23 protein-coding genes are annotated in these 25,759 nt (G+C 53.1%); 13 read left to right on the forward strand and 10 right to left on the reverse strand.

Translation table 11 applies throughout. The features are described from left to right. Positions 1-33: 33 nt before the first annotated feature. Complete coding sequence (gene pyrE / locus FY046_RS20085) at positions 34-675, reverse strand: orotate phosphoribosyltransferase (protein ID WP_446186419.1); 642 nt, start codon at positions 673-675, stop codon at positions 34-36. A gap of 57 nt (positions 676-732) precedes the next feature. Then, on the reverse strand, positions 733-1,449 hold the full coding sequence (rph, locus tag FY046_RS20090; RefSeq protein ID WP_133846452.1) for a ribonuclease PH: 717 nt from the start codon (positions 1,447-1,449) through the stop codon (positions 733-735). A gap of 210 nt (positions 1,450-1,659) precedes the next feature. Between rph and FY046_RS20095 the strand changes: the two genes are divergently transcribed. Then, complete coding sequence (locus FY046_RS20095; RefSeq protein ID WP_133846453.1) at positions 1,660-2,844, forward strand: NupC/NupG family nucleoside CNT transporter; 1,185 nt, start codon at positions 1,660-1,662, stop codon at positions 2,842-2,844. A 49-nt stretch (positions 2,845-2,893) separates the two neighbouring features. Here the strand turns inward: FY046_RS20095 and FY046_RS20100 are convergent, their stop codons facing one another. Then, the gene (locus FY046_RS20100; RefSeq protein WP_133846454.1) at positions 2,894-3,322 is read right to left on the reverse strand and encodes a DUF3574 domain-containing protein; all 429 of its coding nucleotides are present in this window, start codon (positions 3,320-3,322) and stop codon (positions 2,894-2,896) included. A 155-nt stretch (positions 3,323-3,477) separates the two neighbouring features. Between FY046_RS20100 and FY046_RS20105 the strand changes: the two genes are divergently transcribed. From FY046_RS20105 to FY046_RS20115, 3 genes are all read left to right on the forward strand, one after another. Beyond that, complete coding sequence (locus tag FY046_RS20105; protein ID WP_133846455.1) at positions 3,478-4,341, forward strand: YicC/YloC family endoribonuclease; 864 nt, start codon at positions 3,478-3,480, stop codon at positions 4,339-4,341. A gap of 384 nt (positions 4,342-4,725) precedes the next feature. Beyond that, the gene (locus tag FY046_RS20110) at positions 4,726-5,064 is read left to right on the forward strand and encodes a zinc ribbon domain-containing protein YjdM (RefSeq protein WP_133846456.1); all 339 of its coding nucleotides are present in this window, start codon (positions 4,726-4,728) and stop codon (positions 5,062-5,064) included. A 153-nt stretch (positions 5,065-5,217) separates the two neighbouring features. Next, the gene (locus FY046_RS20115; RefSeq protein ID WP_446186420.1) at positions 5,218-6,576 is read left to right on the forward strand and encodes an MFS transporter; all 1,359 of its coding nucleotides are present in this window, start codon (positions 5,218-5,220) and stop codon (positions 6,574-6,576) included. A gap of 316 nt (positions 6,577-6,892) precedes the next feature. Here FY046_RS20115 and FY046_RS20120 read toward each other — a convergent pair whose 3' ends face one another. Further along, entirely contained in the window at positions 6,893-7,537 is a 645-nt protein-coding gene (locus FY046_RS20120) for a response regulator transcription factor (protein WP_133846458.1), read from the reverse strand. A 490-nt stretch (positions 7,538-8,027) separates the two neighbouring features. On the opposite strand from FY046_RS20120, the gene FY046_RS20125 reads away from it, so the two are divergent. Then, complete coding sequence (locus FY046_RS20125) at positions 8,028-8,645, forward strand: trimeric intracellular cation channel family protein (protein ID WP_133846459.1); 618 nt, start codon at positions 8,028-8,030, stop codon at positions 8,643-8,645. Here the strand turns inward: FY046_RS20125 and ligB are convergent. Continuing rightward, a complete protein-coding gene (gene ligB / locus FY046_RS20130) occupies positions 8,642-10,324 on the reverse strand; it encodes an NAD-dependent DNA ligase LigB (protein ID WP_446186421.1) in 1,683 nt (560 codons plus the stop codon). The two genes, FY046_RS20125 and ligB, sit on opposite strands and share 4 nt — an antisense overlap. A gap of 260 nt (positions 10,325-10,584) precedes the next feature. Between ligB and gmk the strand changes: the two genes are divergently transcribed. From gmk to rluF, 8 genes are all read left to right on the forward strand, one after another. Continuing rightward, positions 10,585-11,208 (forward strand): guanylate kinase, encoded by a 624-nt coding sequence (gene gmk / locus FY046_RS20135; RefSeq protein ID WP_133846461.1) that lies wholly within the window; start codon positions 10,585-10,587, stop codon positions 11,206-11,208. Between the two features lie 56 nt (positions 11,209-11,264). Next, positions 11,265-11,540 (forward strand): DNA-directed RNA polymerase subunit omega, encoded by a 276-nt coding sequence (gene rpoZ / locus FY046_RS20140; protein ID WP_133846462.1) that lies wholly within the window; start codon positions 11,265-11,267, stop codon positions 11,538-11,540. Between the two features lie 19 nt (positions 11,541-11,559). Beyond that, positions 11,560-13,683, forward strand: coding sequence for a bifunctional GTP diphosphokinase/guanosine-3',5'-bis pyrophosphate 3'-pyrophosphohydrolase (gene spoT / locus FY046_RS20145; protein WP_446186422.1), 2,124 nt, complete (start codon positions 11,560-11,562; stop codon positions 13,681-13,683). Between the two features lie 86 nt (positions 13,684-13,769). Beyond that, positions 13,770-14,465: a tRNA (guanosine(18)-2'-O)-methyltransferase TrmH gene (trmH, locus tag FY046_RS20150; RefSeq protein WP_446186423.1), complete on the forward strand. Its 696-nt coding sequence runs from the start codon at positions 13,770-13,772 to the stop codon at positions 14,463-14,465. Further along, a complete protein-coding gene (gene recG / locus FY046_RS20155; protein WP_446186424.1) occupies positions 14,465-16,546 on the forward strand; it encodes an ATP-dependent DNA helicase RecG in 2,082 nt (693 codons plus the stop codon). The genes trmH and recG overlap by 1 nt, the downstream gene beginning before the upstream one ends. Positions 16,547-16,646: 100 nt before the next feature. Further along, entirely contained in the window at positions 16,647-18,035 is a 1,389-nt protein-coding gene (locus FY046_RS20160; RefSeq protein ID WP_159338303.1) for a nucleobase:cation symporter-2 family protein, read from the forward strand. A 116-nt stretch (positions 18,036-18,151) separates the two neighbouring features. Beyond that, complete coding sequence (locus tag FY046_RS20165; protein ID WP_446186426.1) at positions 18,152-19,834, forward strand: AsmA family protein; 1,683 nt, start codon at positions 18,152-18,154, stop codon at positions 19,832-19,834. Between the two features lie 84 nt (positions 19,835-19,918). Then, positions 19,919-20,791 (forward strand): 23S rRNA pseudouridine(2604) synthase RluF, encoded by an 873-nt coding sequence (rluF, locus tag FY046_RS20170; RefSeq protein ID WP_133846468.1) that lies wholly within the window; start codon positions 19,919-19,921, stop codon positions 20,789-20,791. A gap of 13 nt (positions 20,792-20,804) precedes the next feature. Here the strand turns inward: rluF and fabY are convergent, their stop codons facing one another. The 5 genes from fabY to typA form a co-directional block, all read right to left on the reverse strand. Next, a complete protein-coding gene (gene fabY / locus FY046_RS20175) occupies positions 20,805-21,743 on the reverse strand; it encodes a fatty acid biosynthesis protein FabY (RefSeq protein WP_133846469.1) in 939 nt (312 codons plus the stop codon). Positions 21,744-21,802: 59 nt separating this feature from the next. Beyond that, positions 21,803-22,240 (reverse strand): D-aminoacyl-tRNA deacylase, encoded by a 438-nt coding sequence (gene dtd / locus FY046_RS20180; RefSeq protein ID WP_133846470.1) that lies wholly within the window; start codon positions 22,238-22,240, stop codon positions 21,803-21,805. Further along, entirely contained in the window at positions 22,237-23,109 is an 873-nt protein-coding gene (locus FY046_RS20185) for a virulence factor BrkB family protein (protein ID WP_133846471.1), read from the reverse strand. Before FY046_RS20185 ends, dtd begins: the two co-directional genes overlap by 4 nt. Next, the gene (yihX, locus tag FY046_RS20190) at positions 23,110-23,706 is read right to left on the reverse strand and encodes a glucose-1-phosphatase (RefSeq protein WP_133846472.1); all 597 of its coding nucleotides are present in this window, start codon (positions 23,704-23,706) and stop codon (positions 23,110-23,112) included. A gap of 141 nt (positions 23,707-23,847) precedes the next feature. Then, positions 23,848-25,671, reverse strand: a complete 1,824-nt coding sequence (gene typA / locus FY046_RS20195) for a ribosome-dependent GTPase TypA (protein ID WP_133846473.1) — start codon at positions 25,669-25,671, stop codon at positions 23,848-23,850. Positions 25,672-25,759: the final 88 nt, after the last annotated feature.

The raw sequence follows: 25,759 nt of genomic DNA on the forward strand, positions 1-25,759 counted from the left end.
AGAAAGAGGGTCGGCCCGCACAACGACATCCTGTCAGATACCAAACTCGCTGCGATAAGCACGTACAGCAATCAGATGATCGGCCATTTCTGGCTGTTCTTCCAAGTAAGCAATCAGTTCTTTTAGCGTGATGATCGAAATCACCTGACATCCATAATCACGTTCCACTTCCTGAATCGCTGATATTTCGCCACGTCCGCGTTCCTGACGGTCGAGGGAAATCAATACGCCAGCCAGCGTCGCCTGATGCGCCGCGATAATTTCCATCGATTCGCGAATAGCCGTGCCTGCAGTGATCACATCATCCACCAGCATGATTTTACCCTGCAACGGGCTGCCCACCAGCGTGCCACCTTCGCCATGGGTTTTGGCTTCTTTGCGGTTAAAACAGTAAGGAACGTCACGGTCGTGATGATCGGCCAGAGCTACCACCGTCGTGGTCGCAATGGGGATGCCTTTATAGGCTGGGCCAAAGACCAGATCGAAATCGATACCCGAATCCACCAGTGCCTGGGCATAGAAACGGCCCAGCAGGGCAAGATCACGCCCGGTATTGAACAGACCGGCGTTAAAGAAATAAGGGCTTTTGCGCCCTGATTTCAGCGTGAACTCACCAAACTTCAGCACCTGCTTGTTGATGGCGAATTCGATAAATTGGCGCTGCCAGACTTTCATGTCGTTTTCCTCAAATAGGGGGCATAAAAAAGGCGACTTCATCGTCGCCTGAAAAAATCAGTTGGCCAGCGCCGCTTTTTGCGCTGCAACCAGAGTATCGATACCGCCTCGTGCCAGCTCCAACAGCTTCAGCAGTTCGTCATGAGTGAACGGTTCACCTTCTGCGGTGCCCTGCACTTCAATCATGCGACCGTCTTCCGTCATCACCACATTCATGTCGGTTTCGGCGGCAGAGTCCTCAACGTACTCCAGATCGCACAGCGCTTCGCCCTTGACGATGCCAACAGAGATCGCGGCGACCATGCCTTTCATCGGGTTAGTCTTCAGCTTACCGATAGAGACGAGATGGTTCAGCGCATCAGCCAGTGCCACGCAAGCTCCGGTGATGGAGGCAGTACGGGTGCCACCGTCGGCCTGTAACACGTCACAGTCCAGGGTAATGGTGAATTCACCCAGCGCCTTCAGATCAATTGCCGCACGCAGCGAGCGGGCGATTAAACGCTGGATTTCCAGGGTACGACCGCCCTGCTTCCCTTTAGCCGCTTCACGCGCATTACGGCTGTGGGTGGCACGTGGCAGCATGCCGTATTCGGCGGTGACCCAACCCTGGCCCTGACCTTTCAGAAAACGTGGTACGCCTTCATCAATGGTGGCGGTACACAGAACTTTGGTATCACCGAATTCAACCAGCACAGAGCCTTCTGCATGTTTGGTGTAATGACGGGTCAGGGTGACGGGGCGCACCTGTTGTGCGCTACGGCCTGATGGACGCATAATTTCTCTCCGGCTAGCTAAACATAATTGGCTGCGCATTATACGGATTTCGCTATGGATTGCCTATCGCAGGCGAAACTGAACGCGGATTGTTATGAAAATAACGACTATTTAAACGCTAAAACAGCCAGATAGCGCCCGGCTGGATGTAAATCAAACTGAAATATGGCTAAATGCCTCTCATTAATCATTCTCATGCCGGACCTGCGTATGACCTCTGTTTTTCATTTTATTCTGGCCCTGGCCATTATCTGCTGCCTGGCGTTACTGTTCAGTAATGACCGGAAAAAAATTCGCCCACGCGTGCTGTTGCAACTGGTTGTCATTGAAGCTGCCCTCGCCTGGTTCTTCCTGCACGCTTCTGGCGGGCTGACCGTTGTTACCGTCTTTTCAGGCTTCTTTGAGGTTCTGCTGAAATACGCAGCGCAGGGAACCGATTTTGTCTTCGGCGGGATGAGTTCACAGGGGCTGGCGTTTATCTTCCTCGGCGTGCTCTGCCCAATTGTCTTTATCTCTGCCCTGATCGGGATTTTGCAGCACCTTAAAATTCTGCCGCTGTTGATCAGGGGCGTTGGCACCGTTCTCTCTAAAGTTAACGGTATGGGTAAGCTGGAGTCATTTAATGCCGTCAGCACGCTGATCCTCGGCCAGTCGGAAAACTTTATCGCCTATAAAGGTATCCTGGCAGAGATTTCACCACGTCGCCTCTACTCAATGGCAGCGGCCGCGATGTCCACCGTGTCGCTGTCGATTGTTGGCGCCTATATGTCGATGATTGAGCCACGCTATGTTGTGGCGGCGCTGATCCTTAACATGTTCAGTACCTTTATCATCCTGTCGATTATCAACCCGACACCGGTGGGCGATGAGCCGGAGATTCGTCTGGAAAAGCTGCACGAAGATCAGAGCTTCTTTGAAATGCTGGGTGAATACATTCTGGCTGGCTTTAAAGTGGCGATGATAATTCTGGCCATGCTGATTGGCTTTATCGCCTTAATTGCAGCGGTGAATGCCGTTTTCTCAGCCGTTTTCGGCATTAGCTTCCAGCAGATCCTTGGCTATGTGTTCTGGCCATTTGCGTGGCTGATTGGCATCCCGACCGCAGATGCTCTGCCGGCTGCCAGTATTATGGCGACAAAGCTGGTAACGAACGAGTTTGTGGCCATGATTGAGCTGAAGAAAATCGCCGCAGAATTGTCGCCGCGCGGACTGGGTATTCTGTCGGTGTTCCTGGTCTCCTTCGCGAACTTTGCCTCTATCGGCATCGTCGCCGGGGCGATAAAAGGGTTGAATGAGCAACAGGGGAATGTGGTTTCACGCTACGGCCTGAAGCTGATTTACGGCTCCACGCTGGTCAGCTTGCTCTCTGCAGCCTTTGCCGGGCTGGTGCTGTAATCTCTACACCCGGCGCATTCGCGCCGGGTGTTCTTGATTAAAAGACAGGTCAGAACGCCACACAGGCCGCCGCATCCACCCGCATCACTGAATCCTGGGCAAAGCGCTGTTTATAAATAGCACGCAGTGCCTCAATCCCCTGTTCACTGGCTTTATCCGGAGCATGGATCAGCAGCAGCGCCTTGCTGTTTTCCCGCGCCAGTTTTCCATCATTTCCCAGCCACTGCCCTTTTGCCGCAAAGACCGTCAACCCTGCTTTGAAGCGAGGTGTGACTTCTGAATCAACAAACGTCTGCCATTCTGCCTCGGTGATAACGGCACCCTGCGGGCGATTCAGACCGAAGTAGAGGGTAGTTTGCGTCAGGGCGTCGCCCACGGTACAGATCGGGGCGGTCATCTGGCTGGCTGGCCGTGACGGTGTCGTGCAGCCTGACAGCGCCAGTACCAGAAGGGAAAATGTGAATACGCGCGGCATCATAGTGGCTCCTGAAGTGAGTGATGTTTCTTATTTCGGCATCTTAAGCTTCTGGCAACAAAACGTCAGCCAAAACACGGCCATTTGACCGAATGCCTGTTAAGGCATCGTCAGCATCGCTATAATCGCTGCATCTTTTCCTAATAACGGTACGCAAAATGATCCGCAGCATGACAGCTTATGCCCGACGCGAAACGAAAGGCGAATGGGGCAGCGCAGCCTGGGAGCTGCGTTCCGTCAACCAGCGCTATCTTGAAACCTATATTCGTCTGCCAGAGCAGTTTCGTGGCCTGGAACCGGTAATTCGTGAACGCATTCGTAATCGTCTAACCCGTGGGAAAATCGAAGTTAACCTGCGTTTCGACGCTGACCCGCGTGCCCAAAGTTCGCTGGTACTGAATGAAAAACTGGCCATCCAGCTGGTGCAGGCTGCCAACTGGGTCAAAATGCAGAGCGACGAGGGTGAAATCAATCCGGTCGATATCCTGCGCTGGCCTGGCGTGATGTCAGCCGAAGAGCAGGATCTGGATGCGATTTCTGCCCAGTTGCTGAAGGCGCTGGATGCTGCCATCGACGAATTTATTATTGCGCGTGAAAGCGAAGGCACGGCTCTGAAAGCGCTGATTGAACAGCGTCTGGAAGGGGTGAGCGCGGAAGTGATCAAAGTCCGTACGCATATGCCAGAAGTACTCAAATGGCAACGTGAACGACTGGTTACCCGCCTGGAAGAGGCGCAGGTACAGCTGGAAAATAATCGCCTGGAGCAAGAGCTGGTGATGCTGGCGCAGCGTGTGGACGTCGCGGAAGAGCTGGACCGTCTGGAAGCCCATGTGAAAGAAACCTATAACATCCTGAAGAAGAAGGAAGCGGTCGGCCGCCGCCTCGACTTTATGATGCAGGAGTTCAACCGTGAGTCGAACACACTGGGATCAAAATCCATTAATGCTGATATCACCGCTTCTGCCATTGAGCTGAAAGTGCTGATTGAGCAGATGAGAGAACAGATTCAGAACATCGAGTAATGCGATGCTCACTGTGTAAAAAAGCCCTGTTTACAGGGCTTTTTTATGCTGTTTTCCCGCCGCCAGCAACAGCGGCTCACGATAGATCCAGTGAAAACTGAAATCCTGTTCGCTGTGCAGACTTATTTCCCCGATGATCACTATATCCATCTGGCCTTTAGACAGCGATTAAAGTTAAACATTGATTCCTTTCATAGCGATTTTACAGTGAATATTATTCAGAACCACAATATCTGACGCATCGAGTATCAGGTCAGCAGCCGCTGCGTTCTCTGCGAGATACTGTGCAAGTATCAAAATCCTCGGCCAAACAGCAATAGGAAGAACGTCTCCGACAAGGTAAACTATCCCCTTACTTTATTATGGATTTACTTAAGGATTATCATGGAAACGTTACCTCCTTGCCCAAAATGTCACTCAGAATATAGCTGGCAAGATGGCGTGATGCTCAACTGCCCGGAATGTGGCCACGTGTGGGCTGATGGCGCTGACGCCGCGACTGATGACACCCTGATTGTTAAAGATGCCAACGGCAACCTGCTGGCAGATGGCGATAGCGTCACGGTGATTAAAGACCTTAAAGTCAAAGGCAGTTCAACACCGCTGAAGATTGGCACCAAAGTAAAAAGCATTCGCCTGGTAGAAGGTGACCACAATATTGACTGCAAAATCGATGGCTTTGGCCCGATGAAATTGAAGTCTGAGTTTGTGAAAAAGAACTGATCCCAGCCAGTAGCCTCTGCGCTACTGGTTCCCTTTCCTCACCCGCCCGATTTGCCCTCAGGATTGAAACTGCTAGTATCACAAGGCACCCGCTTACGGTGTTAGGGGCGTACGGCGCTCAACGGACCGGTTCAATATTCCCCAGGAGGCAGAGTGAACAAGACGTTAGGCGTGTTTTTCCCGCTTTATACCACTACGCTGTTAATGCTGCTCGGTTCCGGGTTGCTGACGACCTATGTTTCCCTGCGTCTGACATCGGCCCATGTCTCCGGCGGTCTGATCGGGGCCATTATTGCAGCGAACTACATCGGCCTGGTGATCGGCGGCAAAGTGGGTCATTTTCTCATCGCCCGCGTCGGCCATATTCGTACCTATGTTTCCTGCGCCGGTATTATTACCGCGGCCGTGCTGTGCCACGGGCTAACCGGGTTTATCCCGGTCTGGGTCGGGCTGCGGTTGATCATCGGTCTGTGCATGATGTGCCAATATATGGTGCTGGAAAGCTGGCTTAACGACCAGTCAGAATCTGAACAGCGTGGCAAAGTCTTTGGCTGCTATATGGTGGCGACCTACCTCGGCATGTCGCTCGGGCAGGTGGTGCTGATGCTGCAAACCGATCTGGGTCTGAGCACGTTGCTGTTAATCGCCCTCTGTTTCTCACTCTGTCTGGTGCCAATTGCCTTGACCACGCGGACACACGCCCGCCAGCTTTCCCCAGCCCCGATGGAGTTGCGGTATTTTATCGGTGCTATCCCTAAAGTACTCGCAACCACCCTCGCTATTGGCATGCTGGTCGGCTCTTTTTATGGACTGGCACCGGTTTATGCCAGTCAGCAAGATCTGACAACAGGCCAAACCGGTCTGTTTATGGCCATCGCTATTTTTGCCGGGCTGGTCGCACAGTTTCCTCTCAGCTGGTTGTCTGATCGCTATAACCGCACCCTGCTGATGCGACTAAATGCCATTGTGCTGATTGTTGCAGCGCTACCCCTGGCAGTCCTGCCACACATCAGTTTCTCGCTGCTGCTGGGGCTGGGTTTTATCGTCAGTATGCTGCAGTTTTCGCTATATCCTCTGGCTGTCGCTCTGGCGAATGACCTGGTTGAGCCGGAAAGACGCGTCTCACTGGCAGCGTGCCTGCTGATGGCCTTTGGTGTCGGCGCCAGTATTGGTCCACTGGTCGTAGGCCTACTAATGGAGCCTCTGGGGGGCAATACGCTTTATGCCTTCTTTGCGCTGTGTGGCCTGATCATTGTCGGCCTGAGCAGAACAGTGAAGGAAGACGAGGCACAATTTGTTGAGGATGCGCCCGTTCCACATATTGCGATGCCAGACAGCCTGATGAGTTCTCCGCTTTCTCCGGCACTGAATCCGGCATTTGATGAACAGATGATTGAGGAAACGATGCCCTCTTTTGATAACGAATCGCTGACGGAAGAAGAAGCAACCTCGGCACAGGGAGCCGACCCCGATGAAGAAACCGGACTGAAAAAAGCCTGGGAAAAATTGTAAGTCGTCAGACAGGCTGCTGACGGGAAATAACGCTTCCCACATCGAGAGACCAGGCTTTGCCCTGGTCTCTCACGATTCGAGCGTGCTGTTCTCTTGCAGAACAGAAGGACTGAATGTCCGACAGATACCACTTGCCCCACATGGGTAATACTGCCCCAATGATGCCCCTCGTGATGACAGTTAATCACCTGGGGCATTTTCGTCTTGGTGTCGCTACCAAAAATAAGAACAACCGCATTAGAAATAATCGCTACAACTGAAAAAATGGAAATAACCTTCCAACTAAATACTATTTTTACCTTACGATACCAAAAAACTAGATTAACCCTTTTGCGTATGCATAGCGTATCAGCTCAATGTTAGAGGAGACACCCAGCCTACGCATCGCATTATACTTTTGAGTGGAAATTGTGCTGATGGTTCTGTTTTGGCGCACTGCAATTTCTGACAACGTGTATCCAGAAGAGAATAGTCTAATCACCTCTAACTCTTTAGGAGTAAGAGGGCTTCCTTTTTCCTTTCCTTTTACTAGATAATTCTTAACATGGCTACATGATGAAGAGAAGAAATACCCTTGCTGGGTCATGACGTGTTGGCAAGCCATTACCGTTTCCTCTACAGGGTCAGATTTACTAACGATTGACTTAACGCCATAATCGCATGCACTTCTCAGAATGGCTGTATTACTTTGTGAGGTAAGCAGGACAACCTTCACATCAGGAAACCGCCCTTTTAGAGCACGAAGCTTGGCAAACCCATCCATCGTCGAACGGTCTGAACTCAATGAAAAATCAGTAATAACTATGTCCGTTTGTTTAGAAGCCAGACCTGACAATAAGTTTTTCCCACATATTGTTTCGTTTGAAACAACGAACAAATCGCTATTTTCGAACAGCATCTTTATCGAATATATGATATGTGGGTGGTCATCAGAGATTGCTATTGTGTGCCGGTTAGACATACTCCCTCCATGTAGATTATCATCACAGCCCTGAATAAACATTCCGTTCATTAACAATTTCACAAAACATCTTAAATGCGCTCAGTACGGAATGGCAAGCAATTTGCACCAGATAAAAGCAAAGCATTGACTTACCTGTAATAAAAAAAACATAAATTAATGATGATAATTATAACCAGCTGGATATTTATAAATAAAATCTGAACACTTTAGAACAAAAAAATCATAAAATATAACTGTAAAGCCAAACACAGAGAGACTTATTTATCAAACAATAATAATCAATAAAATCAGACAGACTCCATTCTGAAAACATCCATTTACACTCATTCCTATTTCATCTCCACGCATTTATTGTTTTGCTACGGCATTCATCGTTAGTGGCCCCCCGTTGAGCCGCCTCATACGACAAGGCTTCCCCTGTGAAAATTTCAGTCGCCGTTTTGACGCTAACCCCTTAGGATTGCCGCCAGGTTTTAAGGAGATGGCAATGTTACTCACGGTCCTTTATATCATCGGTATTACAGCGGAAGCCATGACAGGCGCACTGGCGGCTGGCCGTCGCAAGATGGATATGTTCGGTGTGATCATCATCGCGTCTGTCACCGCGATTGGCGGGGGTTCAGTCCGCGATATGCTGCTAGGACATTACCCACTCGGTTGGGTGAAACATCCTGAATACATCATGATTGTTGCTGCCGCCGCCGTCATCACTACGCTGGCAGCCCCCCTCATGCCCCACCTTCGTAAGGTTTTTCTTGTCCTTGATGCATTAGGCCTGGTGGTCTTTTCCATCATTGGTGCGCAGGTAGCGCTGGATATGGGGCACGCTGGAATTATTGCAGCCATCAGCGCAGTTGTGACGGGTGTGTTTGGCGGTGTTCTCCGCGATATGTTCTGCAACCAGATCCCCCTGGTTTTCCAGAAAGAGCTTTATGCTGGCATCGCCTTCGCCTCGGGCTGGGTCTACATTCTTTTGCTAAAAACCGCGCTGCCCACGGAAACTGTCATTATCATTACGCTGCTAGCCGGATTCATCGCTCGTTTGTTGGCGCTTCGTTTCAAACTGGGCTTGCCTGTATTCAATTACCCGCACGATGACCATTAATCTGATGATACAGCCAGGGCGGCCGGCTCCTCCAACCAATGGATAAGCTGCCGCACCTCCTGATGTTGCAGGAAATTGATAATCTTTTGCGCCAGCCCGTCACCAATACCGGGTAACGTCTGCCACTCCTCTACCGTGCGTGACAATAGCTGCGACCAGCTATCATCCACCAGTGCATTCATGGCCTTCTCAGGGATCGGAACACCTAATGCCCTGACCCAACGCTTGAAAGGCCGCTGTCGACTTAAGCGAAATTGCTGCCAGAAAAGATGTGATCTCGCCTCTCCGATTCCAGGAACAACCTTTAACTGTTCCTGCGACAGTGCCAGCCATGAAAACAAGTGTGTCAGATAGCCCGACTGAAGCAACTGCTGCCAGTTCTGGCGCCCCATACCCGTCAGGTTAAGCGCAGGCTTACTGCTCAGCCACTCCAGCCGTGCCAGGAACTGCTGCCGACATTCTGGTGTCAGATGAAGGCAACTAAGATGACTGAAAGATGCCGCATCGGGAAACTGAGGATAATCTCGCTGCGCCACCCGCCACAGTACCTCATTCAGACGCGGGATCCCCTGACCCGCAAGATCAATACTGACGTGGTCTCCGGCGATCACATTCCATTTCCGCCAGCGTGACACTGAGCCAACATTCACCCGACTGATGCGTTTGTCATCCAGCTGTACTGGTTGCAGAATAAGCACCACATTCGTTTTTCCCGTACGGCCAACAGAAAACGCCACGGAACGGACTTCGCTGGTCGCTTGCGGTGGGGGATATTTCCAGGCCACCGCCCAGTTCCCCTGGCCAGGGATCCAGTTCCATCCCTGTTCCGATGGGAGGCTATGTACCACAACACCATCGGTAACAAAGGACAACGGCTGATGGAACCAGCGCTCACGCCAGCTTTCGACTTCGTCTGCGCCAGTCACTCTGTGCGTCCATTCACTGACATCGGGAAAACCCGCCTGACGCAGAGCCAACAGGCGCTGTGTTAAGTTTTCCGGTCCGTCTGGCCATGCCCAGACAAACAGACCGATATGCGGCAGCACTTCGGCAGGTGTTTTCGCCATTAATGCACCGGCAACAATTGAACGGGCATTTTTTCCCCCATCAGTAGCCTGTTGGTGATCGGTCATCTTGAGATACAATTCGCCCTGAAAAATCTGCTGCCTGGACAACAACGGAATCGTAAGGGGAATATCGCTAATCAACGCAGCTTTTGTCGTCCAGTCTTCGCCTGACAGGCCGTTACCACGACTGATCATCTTTACCAGTTTTCCCTGACGATAGATCAGCGTAACAGCCACTCCATCAATCTTCGGTTGTACCCAGAGCTCTCGCCTGTTCATCATCCAGTGGGCTACATCATCCTTACGGGACAGTTTTCGGACCCCGACATGGGCGACAGGATGTGACACCTTGCCATCGGTCTTCAGCACTGGCGGGTGAGGCTCGAGAGTGGGATGAAAACAACGTTGCCACTGCTGTAACTTACTGCGCAGAGCATCATAGTGCTCATCGGTCACCACGCTTTTCCCCTGACGATGGTAGAGGTCATCCCACTGAATGAGTTGGGCTTCAAGACCCGCGATCTCCTCCTCAGCGCGTGTGGGCGCCCAAACCGGACACATTGCCGAAACCCCGAGGCTAAAAAGCCAGACCAGTAAAATGAGATAGTGCATCCCTGCTTCTCCTGCGCATTCAATGAATACCCGGCAGTAAAACGCAGCAAAGGGGAACTGGCGAGGGGGAAAGCAGAATGATGGAAGCTGGCTTCAGGGGTTTCTGCTGCAGGGCACATCACACGACAAAAAACTTGAGAAACATTGTCCATTTCGACAGAAAAAGGCGTATTACAGGGCCTAAACGCTGCATCACGCGCTGCACCTGTGTATACTGTGCAGGAAGTAGACTCCGCTTTATTGGCATATCAAGAATAATCATGGCTCAAGGTACACTTTTTATTGTTTCCGCCCCCAGCGGCGCGGGTAAATCCAGTCTGATTCAGGCGTTGTTGAAAACGCAACCGCTGTACGATACTCAGGTATCTGTTTCCCACACCACACGTGGGGTACGGCCGGGTGAAAATCACGGTGAGCACTATTACTTCGTCAATCACGACGAATTCCGCACCATGATCAGCGAAGATGCGTTCCTCGAACATGCTGAAGTGTTCGGCAATTACTATGGAACATCGCGTAAAGCGATTGAACAAGTGTTGTCGACTGGCGTTGATGTGTTTCTTGATATTGACTGGCAGGGTGCAAAACAGATTCGCGAGAAAATGCCGGCAGCCCGCAGCATTTTTGTGCTGCCACCGTCGAAAGACGAACTGGACCGCCGCCTGCGTGGCCGCGGCCAGGACAGCGAAGAAGTGATTACCAAGCGTATGGCGCAGGCTGTTGCCGAAATGAGCCATTACGCAGAGTACGATTACCTGATCGTGAATGATGATTTCGATCTGGCATTGTCCGATTTGAAAAACATTATTCGCGCAGAGCGTCTGCGTATGGCTCGTCAAAAAGCCCGTCATGATGCTTTAATCAGCAAACTATTGGCAGACTGAGGACAACTCAGTATGATGCCCAGTCATTTCGTCACCACCCGTGGAGTATCACACTTATGGCACGCGTAACCGTACAGGACGCAGTAGAAAAAATTGGTAACCGTTTTGACCTGGTTCTGGTAGCAGCACGTCGCGCACGTCAGATGCAGATTGGTGGTAAAGACCCACTGGTTCCTGAAGAGAACGACAAATCTACCGTTATCGCGCTGCGCGAAATCGAAGAAGGCCTGATCACGAATCAGATCCTCGACGTTCGCGATCGCCAGGAGCAGCAAGAGCAGGAAGCCGCTGAATTGCAGGCTGTTACCGCTATCGCTGAAGGTCGTCGTTAATTCGCTTTGAAGGCCCGCCTTGTATCTGTTTGAAAGCCTCAATCAGCTGATTGAAAAATACTTGCCTGAGGAGCAAATTAAGCGCCTCAAGCAAGCTTATCTTGTCGCACGTGATGCTCACGAGGGACAGACACGCTCCAGCGGTGAGCCTTATATCACCCACCCGGTCGCCGTAGCCTGCATCCTCGCTGAAATGAAGCTCGACCATGAAACACTGATGGCCGCACTTCTGCACGATGTTATCGAAGACACCCCCGCCACTTACCAGGATATGGAACAGCTGTTCGGTCAGACCGTTGCTGAACTGGTAGAAGGGGTTTCTAAGCTCGATAAACTGAAGTTCCGCGACAAAAAAGAAGCGCAGGCTGAAAACTTCCGCAAGATGATCATGGCGATGGTGCAAGATATCCGCGTCATTTTGATCAAGCTGGCCGACCGCACGCATAATATGCGCACCCTGGGTGCGCTGCGTCCGGATAAAAAACGCCGTATTGCGCAAGAAACACTCGAAATTTATAGCCCACTGGCACACCGCCTGGGTATACACCACCTGAAAACCGAGCTGGAAGAACTGGGCTTCGAAGCCCTGTATCCGAACCGCTATCGCGTGATTAAAGAGGTGGTGAAAACCGCACGTGGCAACCGTAAAGAGATGATTCAGAAAATCCTCTCTGAAATTGACGGCCGCCTCGAAGAAGCGGGAATTACCCGCCGCGTCAGCGGTCGCGAAAAGCATCTCTATTCTATCTACTGCAAAATGCACCTGAAAGAGCAACGGTTCCATTCGATTATGGATATCTACGCTTTCCGGGTGATCGTGCGTGATGTGGATACCTGCTACCGCGTGCTGGGCCAGATGCACAGTTTATATAAACCGCGCCCAGGCCGGGTAAAAGACTACATCGCCATTCCTAAAGCCAACGGCTATCAATCCCTGCACACCTCAATGATCGGTCCTCACGGCGTCCCGGTTGAAGTGCAGATCCGTACTGAAGATATGGATCAGATGGCAGAGATGGGGGTCGCGGCGCACTGGGCTTATAAAGAACAGGGCGAAAGCAGCACTACCGCGCAAATCCGCGCACAGCGTTGGTTGCAGAGCCTGCTGGAACTGCAACAAAGTGCCGGTAGCTCCTTTGAATTTATCGAGAGCGTGAAATCCGATCTGTTCCCGGATGAGATTTACGTTTTCACCCCAGAAGGGCGTATTGTCGAATTGCCGGCGGGTGCCACACCGGTTGACTTTGCCTACGCCGTTCACACCGACATTGGCCATGCCTGCGTCGGTGCACGCGTAGACCGCCAGCCTTACCCCCTGTCGCAGTCGCTGACCAGCGGCCAGACCGTGGAAATCATTACTGCACCAGGCGCCCGTCCGAACGCCGCCTGGCTGAACTTTGTCGTCAGCTCCAAAGCGCGCGCCAAAATCCGTCAGTTGCTGAAAAACCTTAAGCGTGATGACTCCGTCAGCCTCGGCCGTCGTCTGCTTAATCATGCGCTGGGTGGCAGCCGTAAACTGGCAGAGATCCCTGAAGCTAACGTCCAGCATGAGCTGGAGCGCATGAAGATGGCGTCACTTGACGACCTGCTGGCTGAAATCGGTCTGGGTAACGCAATGAGTGTGGTCGTGGCGAAAAACCTGCAACAGAGCGACCAAAATGCTCCGGCCACCAGCACATCAACAACCAGCGGTACGCGTAGCAAGCTGCCGATCAAAGGGGCTGACGGTGTTTTGATCACGTTTGCTAAGTGCTGCCGTCCGATCCCCGGCGACCCGATTGTTGCTCACGTCAGTCCAGGCAAAGGTTTGGTCGTGCACCATGAATCCTGCCGTAATATCCGTGGCTATCAGAAAGAGCCCGAAAAATACATGGCGGTCGAGTGGGACAAGGTCACCGAGCAGGAGTTTGTGGCTGAAATTAAAGTGGATATGTTTAACCACCAGGGCGCACTGGCCAATCTGACTGCGGCGATCAATACCGCCGCTTCCAATATTCAGAGCCTGAACACCGAAGAGAAAGATGGTCGTGTGTACAGCGCCTTTATCCGTCTGACGGCGCGCGATCGTGTTCATCTGGCGAATATCATGCGTAAAATTCGCGTGATGCCGGATGTGATCAAGGTGCACCGCAACCGCAATTAAGGGAATGACGGAGCAAACCTCCGTCTTTTCCTGCTCCCCGATCGCCGGTCTGACGGAATGACTTATTTTTAGGGAGTCTACTTCGCATGAATGCTCAACGTTATGCCCGCATCCGCGCAATGCTTGCCGCCCGTCAGCACGATCTGACAGTGTGTATGGAGCAGGTGCATAAACCTCATAACGTTTCGGCGGTAATCCGTACTGCTGATGCCGTTGGCGTACATGAAGTCCACGCGGTGTGGCCGGGTAGCCGTATGCGCACCATGGTCTCTTCCGCTGCGGGGAGCAACAGCTGGGTGCAGGTTAAAACCCACCGCACCATCGCAGACGCCGTCACCCATCTGAAAGACCAGAACATGCAGATTCTGGCAACCAACCTTTCCGATAAAGCCGTCGATTTTCGTGAAATCGACTATACCCGCCCGACCTGCATTCTGATGGGTCAGGAAAAAACAGGCATCACTCAGGAAGCACTCGATCTCGCCGATCAGGACATCATCATTCCGATGATTGGGATGGTGCAGTCACTGAATGTATCCGTTGCCTCTGCATTGATCCTCTATGAAGCCCAGCGCCAGCGGCAAAACGCCGGGATGTATCTGCGCGCAGAGAGCACGCTGGAATTCAGTGAACAGCAGCGGCTGCTGTTTGAAGGTGGCTATCCTGTGCTGGCCCGCGTGGCAAAGCATAAAGGGCTGCCCTATCCGGAAATCAACGATCGGGGTGAGGTCGTTGCCGACCCGGAATGGTGGGCTATCATGCAGTCCCGGGCGCGGAAATAATGCAGGGCCGCCTGCTGGATGCAGTGCCGCTTAACACGCTATCAGGCGTGGGTGCCAGCCAGACGGCGAAACTGGCCAAACTGGGCCTGCTGACCGTGCAGGATTTGCTGTTACACCTGCCAATGCGCTATGAAGATCGCACCCAACTGTATGCGATTAACGACCTGCTGCCGGGGATTTATGCCACGGTCGAAGGTGAAGTCCTGCATAGCGATATCTCATTTGGCCGCCGTCGAATGCTGACCTGCCAGATCAGCGATGGCAGCGGTGTGCTTACCCTGCGCTTTTTTAACTTCAATGCAGGAATGAAAAACAGTCTCGCGACCGGGCGGCGCGTCACCGCTTACGGTGAGATCAAACGGGGTCAACGCGGCGCCGAAATCATCCATCCCGAATATAAGGTGCAGGGCGATCAGAGTGTCACTGAGCTTCAGGAAACGCTGACACCGGTTTACTCCACCACCGAAGGTATACGGCAGGCAACGCTACGTAACCTGACCGATCAGGCATTAACTCTGCTGGACACCTGTGCGATTGCTGAGCTGCTGCCGCCAGAACTGAGCCGGGGGTTAATCAGCCTGCCCAATGCGTTACGTACCCTGCACCGTCCGCCGCCCGATATGGCGCTGACCGATCTCGACAGCGGTACCCATCCGGCCCAGCGACGTTTGATTATGGAAGAACTGCTGGCGCATAACCTCAGCATGCTGGCGGTGCGTGCCGGAGCGCAGCGTTATCATGCGCTGCCGATGGAAGCCCGCCACAATCTGAGTGAAAAACTGCTGGCGGCGCTGCCTTTCAAACCCACCAATGCACAGGCACGCGTGGTACGCGAGATCGAAACTGACCTTGCCCACGATTATCCAATGATGCGCCTGGTACAGGGCGATGTTGGCTCAGGTAAAACGCTGGTCGCCGCACTGGCTGCGTTGAATGTGATTGCTTACGGCAAGCAGGTGGCGCTGATGGCACCGACCGAGCTATTAGCTGAACAGCACGCGAATAATTTCCGTCAGTGGTTTGCGCCACTGGGGCTGGAAGTGGGTTGGCTGGCAGGAAAGCAGAAAGGAAAGGCGCGCATCGCACAACAGGAAGCCATTGCCAGCGGTCAGGTGTCAATGGTTGTCGGTACCCACGCCATCTTCCAGGAACAGGTACAGTTTAACGGCCTTGCGCTGGTGATTATCGATGAACAACATCGCTTTGGCGTCCACCAGCGTCTGGCGCTGTGGGAAAAAGGTGAGGAGCAGGGCTTCCATCCGCATCAGTTGATCATGACAGCCACCCCCATCCCCCGAACGCTGGCGATGACCGCCTATGCCGATCTGGATACCTCTACCATTGACGAACTGCCGCCAGGCAGAACGCCGGTGACAACGGTCGCCATCCCGGACACGCGCCGTGCCGATATCATTGCGCGGGTGAAAGGCGCCTGCGGCAGCGAAGGTCGCCAGGCCTACTGGGTCTGTACGCTGATTGAAGAATCTGAGTTGCTGGAAGCGCAGGCGGCCGAGGCCACCTGGGAAGAACTGAAGCTGGCCTTACCTGAGCTGAACATCGGGCTGGTGCATGGCCGTATGAAGTCACAGGAAAAACAGGCCGTCATGCTGGCGTTTAAACAGGGTGAGATCCACCTGCTGATTGCGACTACCGTGATTGAGGTTGGGGTGGACGTTCCCAATGCCAGCCTGATGATTATTGAAAATCCTGAACGCCTGGGTCTTGCACAGCTTCACCAGTTACGCGGGCGCGTAGGCCGTGGTGCTGTCGCCTCTCATTGTGTACTGCTGTACAAAGCCCCATTAAGCAAAACCGCTCAAAAGCGCTTACAGGTGTTACGCGACAGCAACGATGGGTTTGTCATTGCCCAGTGCGATCTCGAAATTCGCGGCCCCGGTGAGCTCCTCGGGACGCGTCAAACCGGTAACGCCGAGTTTAAAGTGGCCGACCTGCTGCGTGATCAGGCGATGATCCCCGAGGTACAGCGCGTGGCACGCCATATTCACCAGCACTATCCGGAGCAGGCGGTCGCCCTGATTGAACGCTGGCTACCGGAAACCGAACGCTATACCAACGCCTGATCATGAATGTTTTCGATTCCTGTTCGCTGCGTTGGCAAACGATTGCTTTTACGCAAAAGAAGATTAAAATCGCCACTTTATTGCCCCGGGAAGCCTGAAGATGTCCGTTGAAACCCAAGATGCTGCCGCCGACCGTAGCCCTGTTGCTACCGGCAAAAGCGAACTGATTTACCGCCTTGAAGATCGTCCGCCGTTACCGCAAACCCTGTTTGCAGCCTGTCAGCATCTGCTGGCGATGTTTGTTGCCGTGATTACGCCGGCACTGCTGATTTGCCAGGCACTAGGCCTGCCTGCACAAGATACGCAGCATATTATCAGTATGTCCCTCTTTGCTTCCGGCGTGGCATCCATCCTGCAAATCAAAACCTGGGGACCGGTGGGTTCCGGTCTGTTGTCGATTCAGGGCACCAGCTTCAACTTTGTTACACCACTGATTATGGGTGGTCTGGCATTGAAAAACGGCGGCACTGACGTCCCAACGATGATGGCCGCCCTGTTCGGCACGCTGATGCTGGCCTCCTGCACCGAGATGGCACTGTCACGCGTACTGCATCTGGCGCGTCGTGTTATTACTCCGCTGGTTTCCGGTATTGTCGTGATGATTATCGGCCTGTCGTTGATCCAGGTCGGTCTGACCTCCATCGGTGGGGGGTTTGCCGCGATGAACGATCACACCTTTGGCGCACCGAAAAATCTGCTGCTGGCAGGTGCTGTGCTGGCGGTGATTATTCTGCTGAATCGCCAGCGTAACGCTTATCTGCGCGTCGCATCACTGGTGATTGCGATGGCAGTCGGTTATCTGCTGGCCTGGGCGATGGGCATGCTGCCGGAAAACACGACCCCGGCAAATACCGCGCTGATCGCCATTCCTACTCCGTTTTATTATGGGTTGGGCATCGACTGGAACTTGCTGATCCCACTGATGCTGGTATTTATGGTGACTTCGCTGGAAACCATCGGTGATATCACCGCCACTTCTGATGTCTCCGAACAACCGGTCAGCGGCCCGCTGTATATGAAGCGTCTGAAAGGCGGCGTGTTGGCCAACGGCCTTAACTCGTTTGTTTCGGCATTGTTTAATACATTCCCCAATTCGTGCTTCGGGCAGAATAACGGCGTGATCCAGTTAACTGGCGTGGCCAGCCGCTATGTCGGCTTTGTCGTGTCGTTAATGCTGATCGTACTCGGTCTGTTCCCGGCGGTCAGTGGCTTTGTGCAGCATATTCCTGAGCCCGTCCTCGGCGGTGCCACCATCGTGATGTTCGGGACCATTGCCGCTTCAGGCGTGCGCATTGTGTCACGCGAGCCGCTGAACCGCCGTGCAATTATGATTATCGCGCTGTCGTTAGCTGTCGGTCTGGGCGTTTCTCAGCAGCCGCTGATTTTACAATTTGCCCCTGACTGGCTGAAAACGCTGCTCTCTTCCGGTATTGCCGCAGGCGGTATCACTGCCATCATTCTGAATCTGGTTTTCCCGCAGGAAAAATAAACCTTTCTCTGTCCCGGATCCGGGCGGTTTAATTCCGCCCGAAGCCGGGACAGGTTGAGATACGGCGATAAATCAGGCATAACAATCCATTACCAGAATTCATAGGGATGGATGTGATGAAGTTCTTCGGCAAAGTATTACTCACCCTGCTGCTCCTGCTGCTGCTGGTGATAGTCACCGTCTATGTGCTGTTGCAAACCCAGTGGGGCGCAGGCTGGATTGGCCGTCAGGTCAGTGCCGACAGTGACTATCAGCTATCGCTCAGTAAGGTGGAGCATGACTTTTCCGATCCCAGCCATCTGCTGTTAAACAATGTCTCCTTCGGCCGTAAAGGCCAGCCCGCAACACTGGTGGCTAAACGCGTCAATCTCGGGCTTGGGCTTATCCAGTTCAGTAACCCACTCCATTTCGCCAGCATTCGTCTTGAGCAGGGAACACTCAACCTCAGCGAAAAGAGCGCGCCGCTTTCATTACAAGCTGACCGCCTGCAACTGAGCCAGATGGCGTTAAACCGTAACCAGGGTGAATGGCCGTTACAGGCACAACGGGTTGACGGCGGTGTGATGCCGTGGAAACCGGAAGCCGGTAAGGTGCTCGGCAACGAGGCCAGCTTCCAGATGAGTGCAGGTTCGCTAACGTTGCAGGGCATTCCCGCCGCCAACGTGTTGATTCAGGGCAGTCTGAAAGGACAACAGCTTATCTTCAGTAATCTTGGCGCCGATGTGGCACTGGGATCCGTCACCGCCAGCGCGCAGCGCGATGTGAAAGGCGTCTGGCAGGTATCCAATCTACGTCTGAACAGCATCCGTCTTCAGAGTAATAAAAACCTTAGCGATTTCATGCAGCCCCTGCGCACACTGCCGGCGGTGCATTTTGACCGTGTTGACGTGACCGATGCGCGCCTTGAAGGGCAAGACTGGGCTGTCACCGATCTCGACCTGACCCTAAAAGATCTGAGCGTCAGTCACGGCGACTGGGAAAGTGATAACGGCTCACTGTCGATGAATGCCAGCAGTTTTGTGAATGGCAGCATGCAGTTGAACGATCCGATTGCCAATATGGACTTCACCGCGCAGGGCGTGGCGCTCACGCAGTTCAGCTCTCGCTGGGTCAACGGCCTGGTGCGGGCGCAGGGAAACTGGACGCGCAGCGACAAAAAACTGACGCTGGATGAGCTGGTCATCGCCGGGCTGGAATATACCCTGCCGCTGAACTGGCGTGATCACTGGATGCAACCTCTGCCCTCCTGGCTTGCGAGCGTTGAGGTGACCAAATTCAGCGCTAACCGCAACCTGATTATCGATATCAATCCGGACTTCCCGTTCCAGACGACGTCACTGGACGGTACGGGCAACCATCTGCTGATGGCTCGTCAACATCAGTGGGGAATCTGGTCAGGCGATCTGAGCGTCAATGCCGCCGAAGCCACGTTTAACCGTGTCGACCTGCGCCATCCCTCGCTGGCGCTCAACGCCGGGGATAATAGCATCAACGTGACGGAGATGAGTGCTTTCAGCCATGAAGGTATGCTGGAGGGCCTGGCCACGGTCAGCCAGCAACCGCAACGTACGCTATCGTTGACCCTGAGTGGCCGTCAGGTGCCCGTGAATGTGTTACATGACTGGGGCTGGCCACAGGTGCCACTGCAGGGTAACGGCAATCTCCAGCTGAAATTACAGGGCAGTCTGTCGGCGGCACAATCACTGAAATCGTCTGCTAATGGTGCGCTGACAGTGACGGCAGGCGAGAAATCGGTGCAACAGACCATGCAGGCAGGCCAGGTCGCTGGCGCGCAGTAATTCTCGTTCGGGGCAATATCTGCCCCGTCCGGGCTTCGCAACCTCACGCGGGTAAGGTATAGTCCGCTTTTTTACGGGGGAACTATGCTGACTAACTCATCCATTCGTCTTAACAAATACATTGGCGAGAGCGGTATCTGTTCTCGCCGCGATGCCGATCGTTACATCGAACAGGGAAATGTTTTTATTAACGGCAAGCGTGCCTCGGTGGGCGATCAGGTCTTTGCCGGCGATGTGGTGAAAGTGAACGGTCAGCTTATTGAACCGCGTAACGAAGACGATCTGGTGCTGATTGCACTGAACAAGCCTGTCGGTATCGTTAGCACTACGGAAGATGGAGAGCGCGACAACATCGTTGATTTCGTTAACCACAGCAAGCGCGTCTTCCCTATTGGCCGCCTGGACAAAGACTCTCAGGGATTGATCTTACTGACCAACCACGGCGATCTGGTCAATAAGATCCTCCGGGCCGGTAACGACCACGAAAAAGAGTACATCGTGACCGTCAACAAACCGGTTACCGAAGAGTTTATTCGCGGTCTGGGCGCAGGCGTGCCGATGCTCGGTACGGTCACCAAAAAATGTAAAGTGAAGAAAGAAGCTCCGTTTGTCTTTCGCATCACACTGGTACAGGGACTAAACCGTCAGATTCGCCGTATGGCCGAGCACTTTGGCTACGAGGTTACCAAGCTGGAACGTGTTCGTATTATGAACATCAGCCTGAAAGGCGTGCCGCCGGGAGAATGGCGCGATTTGACTGACGATGAACTGATCGCGTTATTTAAGCTGATTGAGGATTCGTCCTCCGAAGATAAATCTGCGAAGAAAGCTCCGGCAAAAAAAACGACCGCGAAAAAGCCGGTATCAGGCGGGGCGAAATCCGCCGATAAAGCCCCTTCCAGTCCGGCGGGTCGCAAACGTTTTGACCAGCCAGGCCGTAAGAAAAAGGGCCGTTAAGGCCATTTTCTCATTAACCGCCGCACCCGCCCTGCTCTAACGGGCCGTCCGGGTCGGCGGGCAATACGATATATACCCCTTCAAACACCGCACCCGACTCATCGTTACCAAACAGTTCCACCTCCAGCTGCACACGCGCCTTACGGCCACGCGCCAGACGGTCAAGGTCGCCAGACAGTGATCCGAGGTCAGCGATTGCGCCCGGCTTACCGCTGATAGGCTTACTGTAACGAATATGGGCATCGGCCAGGATGATCGTCCCACCAAGGTGACGTTCACGCAACAACAGCCAGATAAGCCCCCACCCGGTGAGCGTCGCCAGTGAAAACAGGCTTCCGGCAAACAATGTGTGGTGAGGATTCTGGTTGCCGGTTTCCGGCATCGTGGTGATAAATTTCTGACCGGTATACTGCAGAATGCGCACGCCCATTTTTTCACTGAGCGGAATGTGCTGATACCAGGCCTGCTGCAACTGCCCACACCAGTCCGCACGGTGCAGAATATCATCCAGTGTCACCACGGGTTTAATCATCAGGAAATGGCGTACCGGCGTGGTTTGTGGCGCCGTGATTTCGCCCTGATTGAGGTAGCCAAGCTTAGAGAAGAAATCGACCGCATCTTCACGGGCGCTACACACCACGCGCTTGACCCCTTCCTGACGGGCAACAGACTCCAGCGTCATCGCCACCAGTGTTCCCAGGCCTTTCCCCTGGACAGACGGATGAACGGCGAGGAAGCGGATGGCGGCTTCGTTATCGGCATTGATATACAACCGGCCGATAGCCACCGGATTGCCCTGTTCGTCCACGACCATCTGATGATGCGCCAACGCATCCCAGGCATCACGTTCTGAGCCCATCGGCTGGTGTAATGGCTTACGCAGCATCTCCCAGCGGAACTGGTAATAGGTATCTAACTCTTCTGCAGTTTCTGGCACGCGGAGGTGATACATAAAATGGTTCTCTCTCTCAGGTCCCGCCAGGCCATTCCTTTGCCGCTCGGCTAGCTGCTTCAAACCTGCAGCCAGAAGGTCACGGGGCCATCATTAATCAACGCCACTTTCATATCAGCGGCGAAACGCCCGGTTTCCGTGGCTATTCCTTTATCACGACAGCAGGCAGCGAAATACTCATACAGTTTTTCAGCATCAGCGGGCGCAGCACCACCAGAAAAACTCGGACGCATCCCTTTTTTGGTGTCAGCCGCCAGTGTGAACTGCGACACGACCAGAACACTTCCCCCCGCCTGTTGCACGTTGAGATTCATCTTGTCGTTTTCGTCGCCGAAGATACGGTAACCAAGGACTTTATCGACTAACTTTTTCGCGTGCTCAGGCGTATCGCCTTTCTCCACACCCAGTAAAATCAGTAGCCCAGGCCCGATTTCCCCGATGGTTTCCCCCGCCACTGTCACGCTGGCGGATAACGCCCGTTGAATTAAGGCAATCATGATTCTTCGTTCTCTCTTTCTTGTTCTTCTTGTTTAAGCTGGCGGTAATCCCCCAGCGTGGCGGTAATTTCTGCCCCTAATAAAACAATACACCAGGTCCAGTAAACCCATAAAAAAAGAATGGGAATAACAGCAAGCACGCCGTAAATCAGCTGGTACGAGGGAAACATCGTAACATACAGCGCAAAGCCCTTTTTACCCAGTTCGAAGAGTAACCCGGCAACGACCGCACCGATTAGCGCATCGCGCCCTGCCACCTGGGTGGTCGGGACAATGCTGTACAGCAGCCAGAACGACAGGCAGGAGAGCAGCAGCGGGAATATCCGTAACCCGACATCCACCAGCATGCTCACGCCGCTGACCGTCGCCCAGTGTAACGACAGCAGATAGGAGCTGATCGCCAGGCTGGCACCCGCCAACAGCGGCCCGAGGGTCAGAATCATCCAGTAGACGGCAAACGAGTAGACCAGTGGCCGCTTACGTTTACTGCGCCAGATGGTGTTAAGCGCCGAGTCTATCGAATACATTAACAAGAGCGCAGTGAACACCAGACCACCGACGCCAACAGCGGTCATTTTGCTGACGTTAGCCACAAACTGTTCCAGATAGTTTTGGATCGTGGCGCCAGCCGCTGGCACAAAGTTGTTAAAGACGAAGTTTTTCAGCTGAATACTGGCATCAGAAAACATCGGGAAAGCGGCAAACAGGGCAAAGACCACGGCAATCAGTGGCACCAGCGACAGTAACGAGACATAGGCCAGGTGCCCGGCCAGCATGGTCATGCCATCTTCATCAATGCGTTGCCACAGCAGCTTCACCCATGCCCAAAAGGCCCGTAGTCGGTGCCGATAATGATTGAGAAAGCGCATTTATTGGCGATCGGCAAAGAAAGCCGGTAACACGCTGGCATCGGTAATCAGCAGGCTGTGAATACCGAGCTTGCGCGCCGCTTCAATGTTATCGGGGTTATCATCAAAGAAGATCGCTTCTTCAGCGGAGAACTCTTCTTCATTGAGCAGGTGTTGATAGATCGCCGGGTCAGGTTTACGCAATCCCATTTCCTGCGACAGATAGACTTTGTCGGCGGCAGCATTCACCTCCGGATATTGTGACGGCCAGAACTGACAGTGCAGACGGTTAGTGTTTGACAGGATAACCACGCGCTCACCCTGCTGACGCAATTTATGCATGATGGCAATGACTTCCGGGCGCACGCCGACGAACACCGCCTGCCAACCGGCAGCAAACTGTTCATAGCTTAATGACAGCCCCAGCTCATCAGACATTTTTTGTGCGAACGCTTCGTCACTTATTTCACCACGCTCGTGCTGGTGAAAACTCTCCCCCATTTGAAAACGACTTTGCAGCGTCGAGAGTGGTACGCGGCTCAGATCGCTCCAGACACCGAGAACCCGGTTGAAATCAATATCAACAATGACGTTACCTAAATCAAAGATATACAGCATGGCCATCTCCTTTTGTTCCGGTGAGTTATTCACTCTAGCGGTAAATGGAGAGACTGAACAGGTGAGGATTTTGAAAACTGCGGAGAAGATTCAGAAGGAAGCTCAGGACCGGAGAAAACTCCGGCCCTGAGAAAAGCGGTATTACGCTTCTTTCGGACCGCGGCTTGCGCGCTTACGGTCGTTTTCAGTCAGGTGACGTTTACGGATACGTACAGACTGTGGAGTCACTTCGACCAGTTCGTCATCATCAATGAACTCAAGCGCCTGCTCGAGGGTCATTTTCTGAGGTGGAACCAGAGTGGTGGCTTCATCAGTACCGGAAGCACGCATGTTGGTCAGCTTCTTACCGGTCAGGCAGTTCACAGTCAGGTCGTTAGAACGTGAGTGAATACCGATGATCTGGCCTTCATACACTTCAGCACCGTGGCCGAGGAACAGCTTACCGCGATCCTGCAGGCTGAACAGGGCGAACGCGACTGCTTTACCCTGGCCGTTAGAGATCAGCACGCCGTTCTGACGCTGGCCAACTTCGCCTTGACGCACATCGTCGTAGTGGCTGAAGGTGGAGTACAGCAGACCGGTACCGGAAGTCATGGTCATGAATTCGTTACGGAAACCGATCAGACCACGGCTTGGGATCTCATAGTCGAGACGCACACGGCCTTTGCCATCCGGATCCATGTTTTTCATGTCACCTTTACGCTCACCCATCGCCTGCATCACAGAACCCTGATGCTGTTCTTCGATGTCGAGGGTCACGTTTTCGAATGGCTCCTGCTTGCGGCCTTCGAATTCACGGAAGATAACTTTTGGACGGGATACCGCCAGCTCGAAACCTTCACGACGCATGTTTTCGATCAGAACTGACAGGTGAAGTTCACCACGACCTGATACGCGGAAGGCGTCAGCATCTGGGGTTTCTTCAACACGCAGTGCCACGTTGTGCACCAGTTCTTTGTTCAGACGGTCAAGGATCTGACGTGAAGTCACATACTTACCTTCTTTACCGCAGAACGGAGAGGTGTTAACGCAGAAGAACATGGTAACCGTTGGTTCATCAACGCTCAGGGCTGGCAGCGCTTCCACATTCTGAGTATCACAGATGGTGTCAGAGATGTTCAGTTCGCCCAGACCGGTGATAGCGATGATGTCGCCGGCTTCCGCTTCAGTCGCTTCGATACGCTCCAGGCCCATATGGGTCAGAACTTTACCGACTTTAGCGTTACGGGTTTTGCCTTCGCTGTTGATCACAGTGATCTGCTGGTTAGGACGCACTTTACCGCGCTTGATACGGCCGATACCGATAACACCCAGGTAGTTGTTGTAGTCCAGCTGGGAGATTTGCATCTGCAGCGGGGCTTCCAGCTCAACCTGTGGTGGAGAGACGTGCTTAACAATCGCCTCATACAGCGGGGTCATGTCTTCCGCCATATCGTTGTGATCCAGGCCTGCAATACCGTTCAGGGCTGAAGCATAGATAATCGGGAAGTCGAGCTGCTCGTCGGTCGCATCCAGGTTAACGAACAGGTCAAACACCTGATCAACAACCCAGTCAGGACGCGCGCCAGGGCGGTCGACTTTGTTAATTACCACGATCGGCTTCAGACCATTAGCAAACGCTTTTTTGGTCACGAAACGGGTTTGCGGCATCGGGCCATCCATTGCATCCACAACCAGCAGCACCGAGTCGACCATTGACATCACACGCTCTACCTCACCGCCGAAGTCGGCGTGTCCTGGGGTATCCACGATGTTGATGCGGTAGTCATTCCATTTAATGGCGGTGTTTTTTGCGAGGATGGTAATCCCACGCTCTTTCTCCAAATCGTTGGAGTCCATTACGCGTTCGGTTGCTTCGGTACGGGCATCAAAGGTCCCGGACTGCTGCAGCAACTTATCAACCAAGGTAGTTTTACCATGGTCAACGTGGGCAATAATGGCGATGTTACGCAAATTTTCGATCACAGCTTTGCCTCAGGCATTAGAAATAGCGCGCTATTGTACACGGATTAATCGAAGGACTGAACAGGATCACATATTTCATATAAAGATA

Source organism: Erwinia sp. 1181_3, assembly GCF_052824965.1.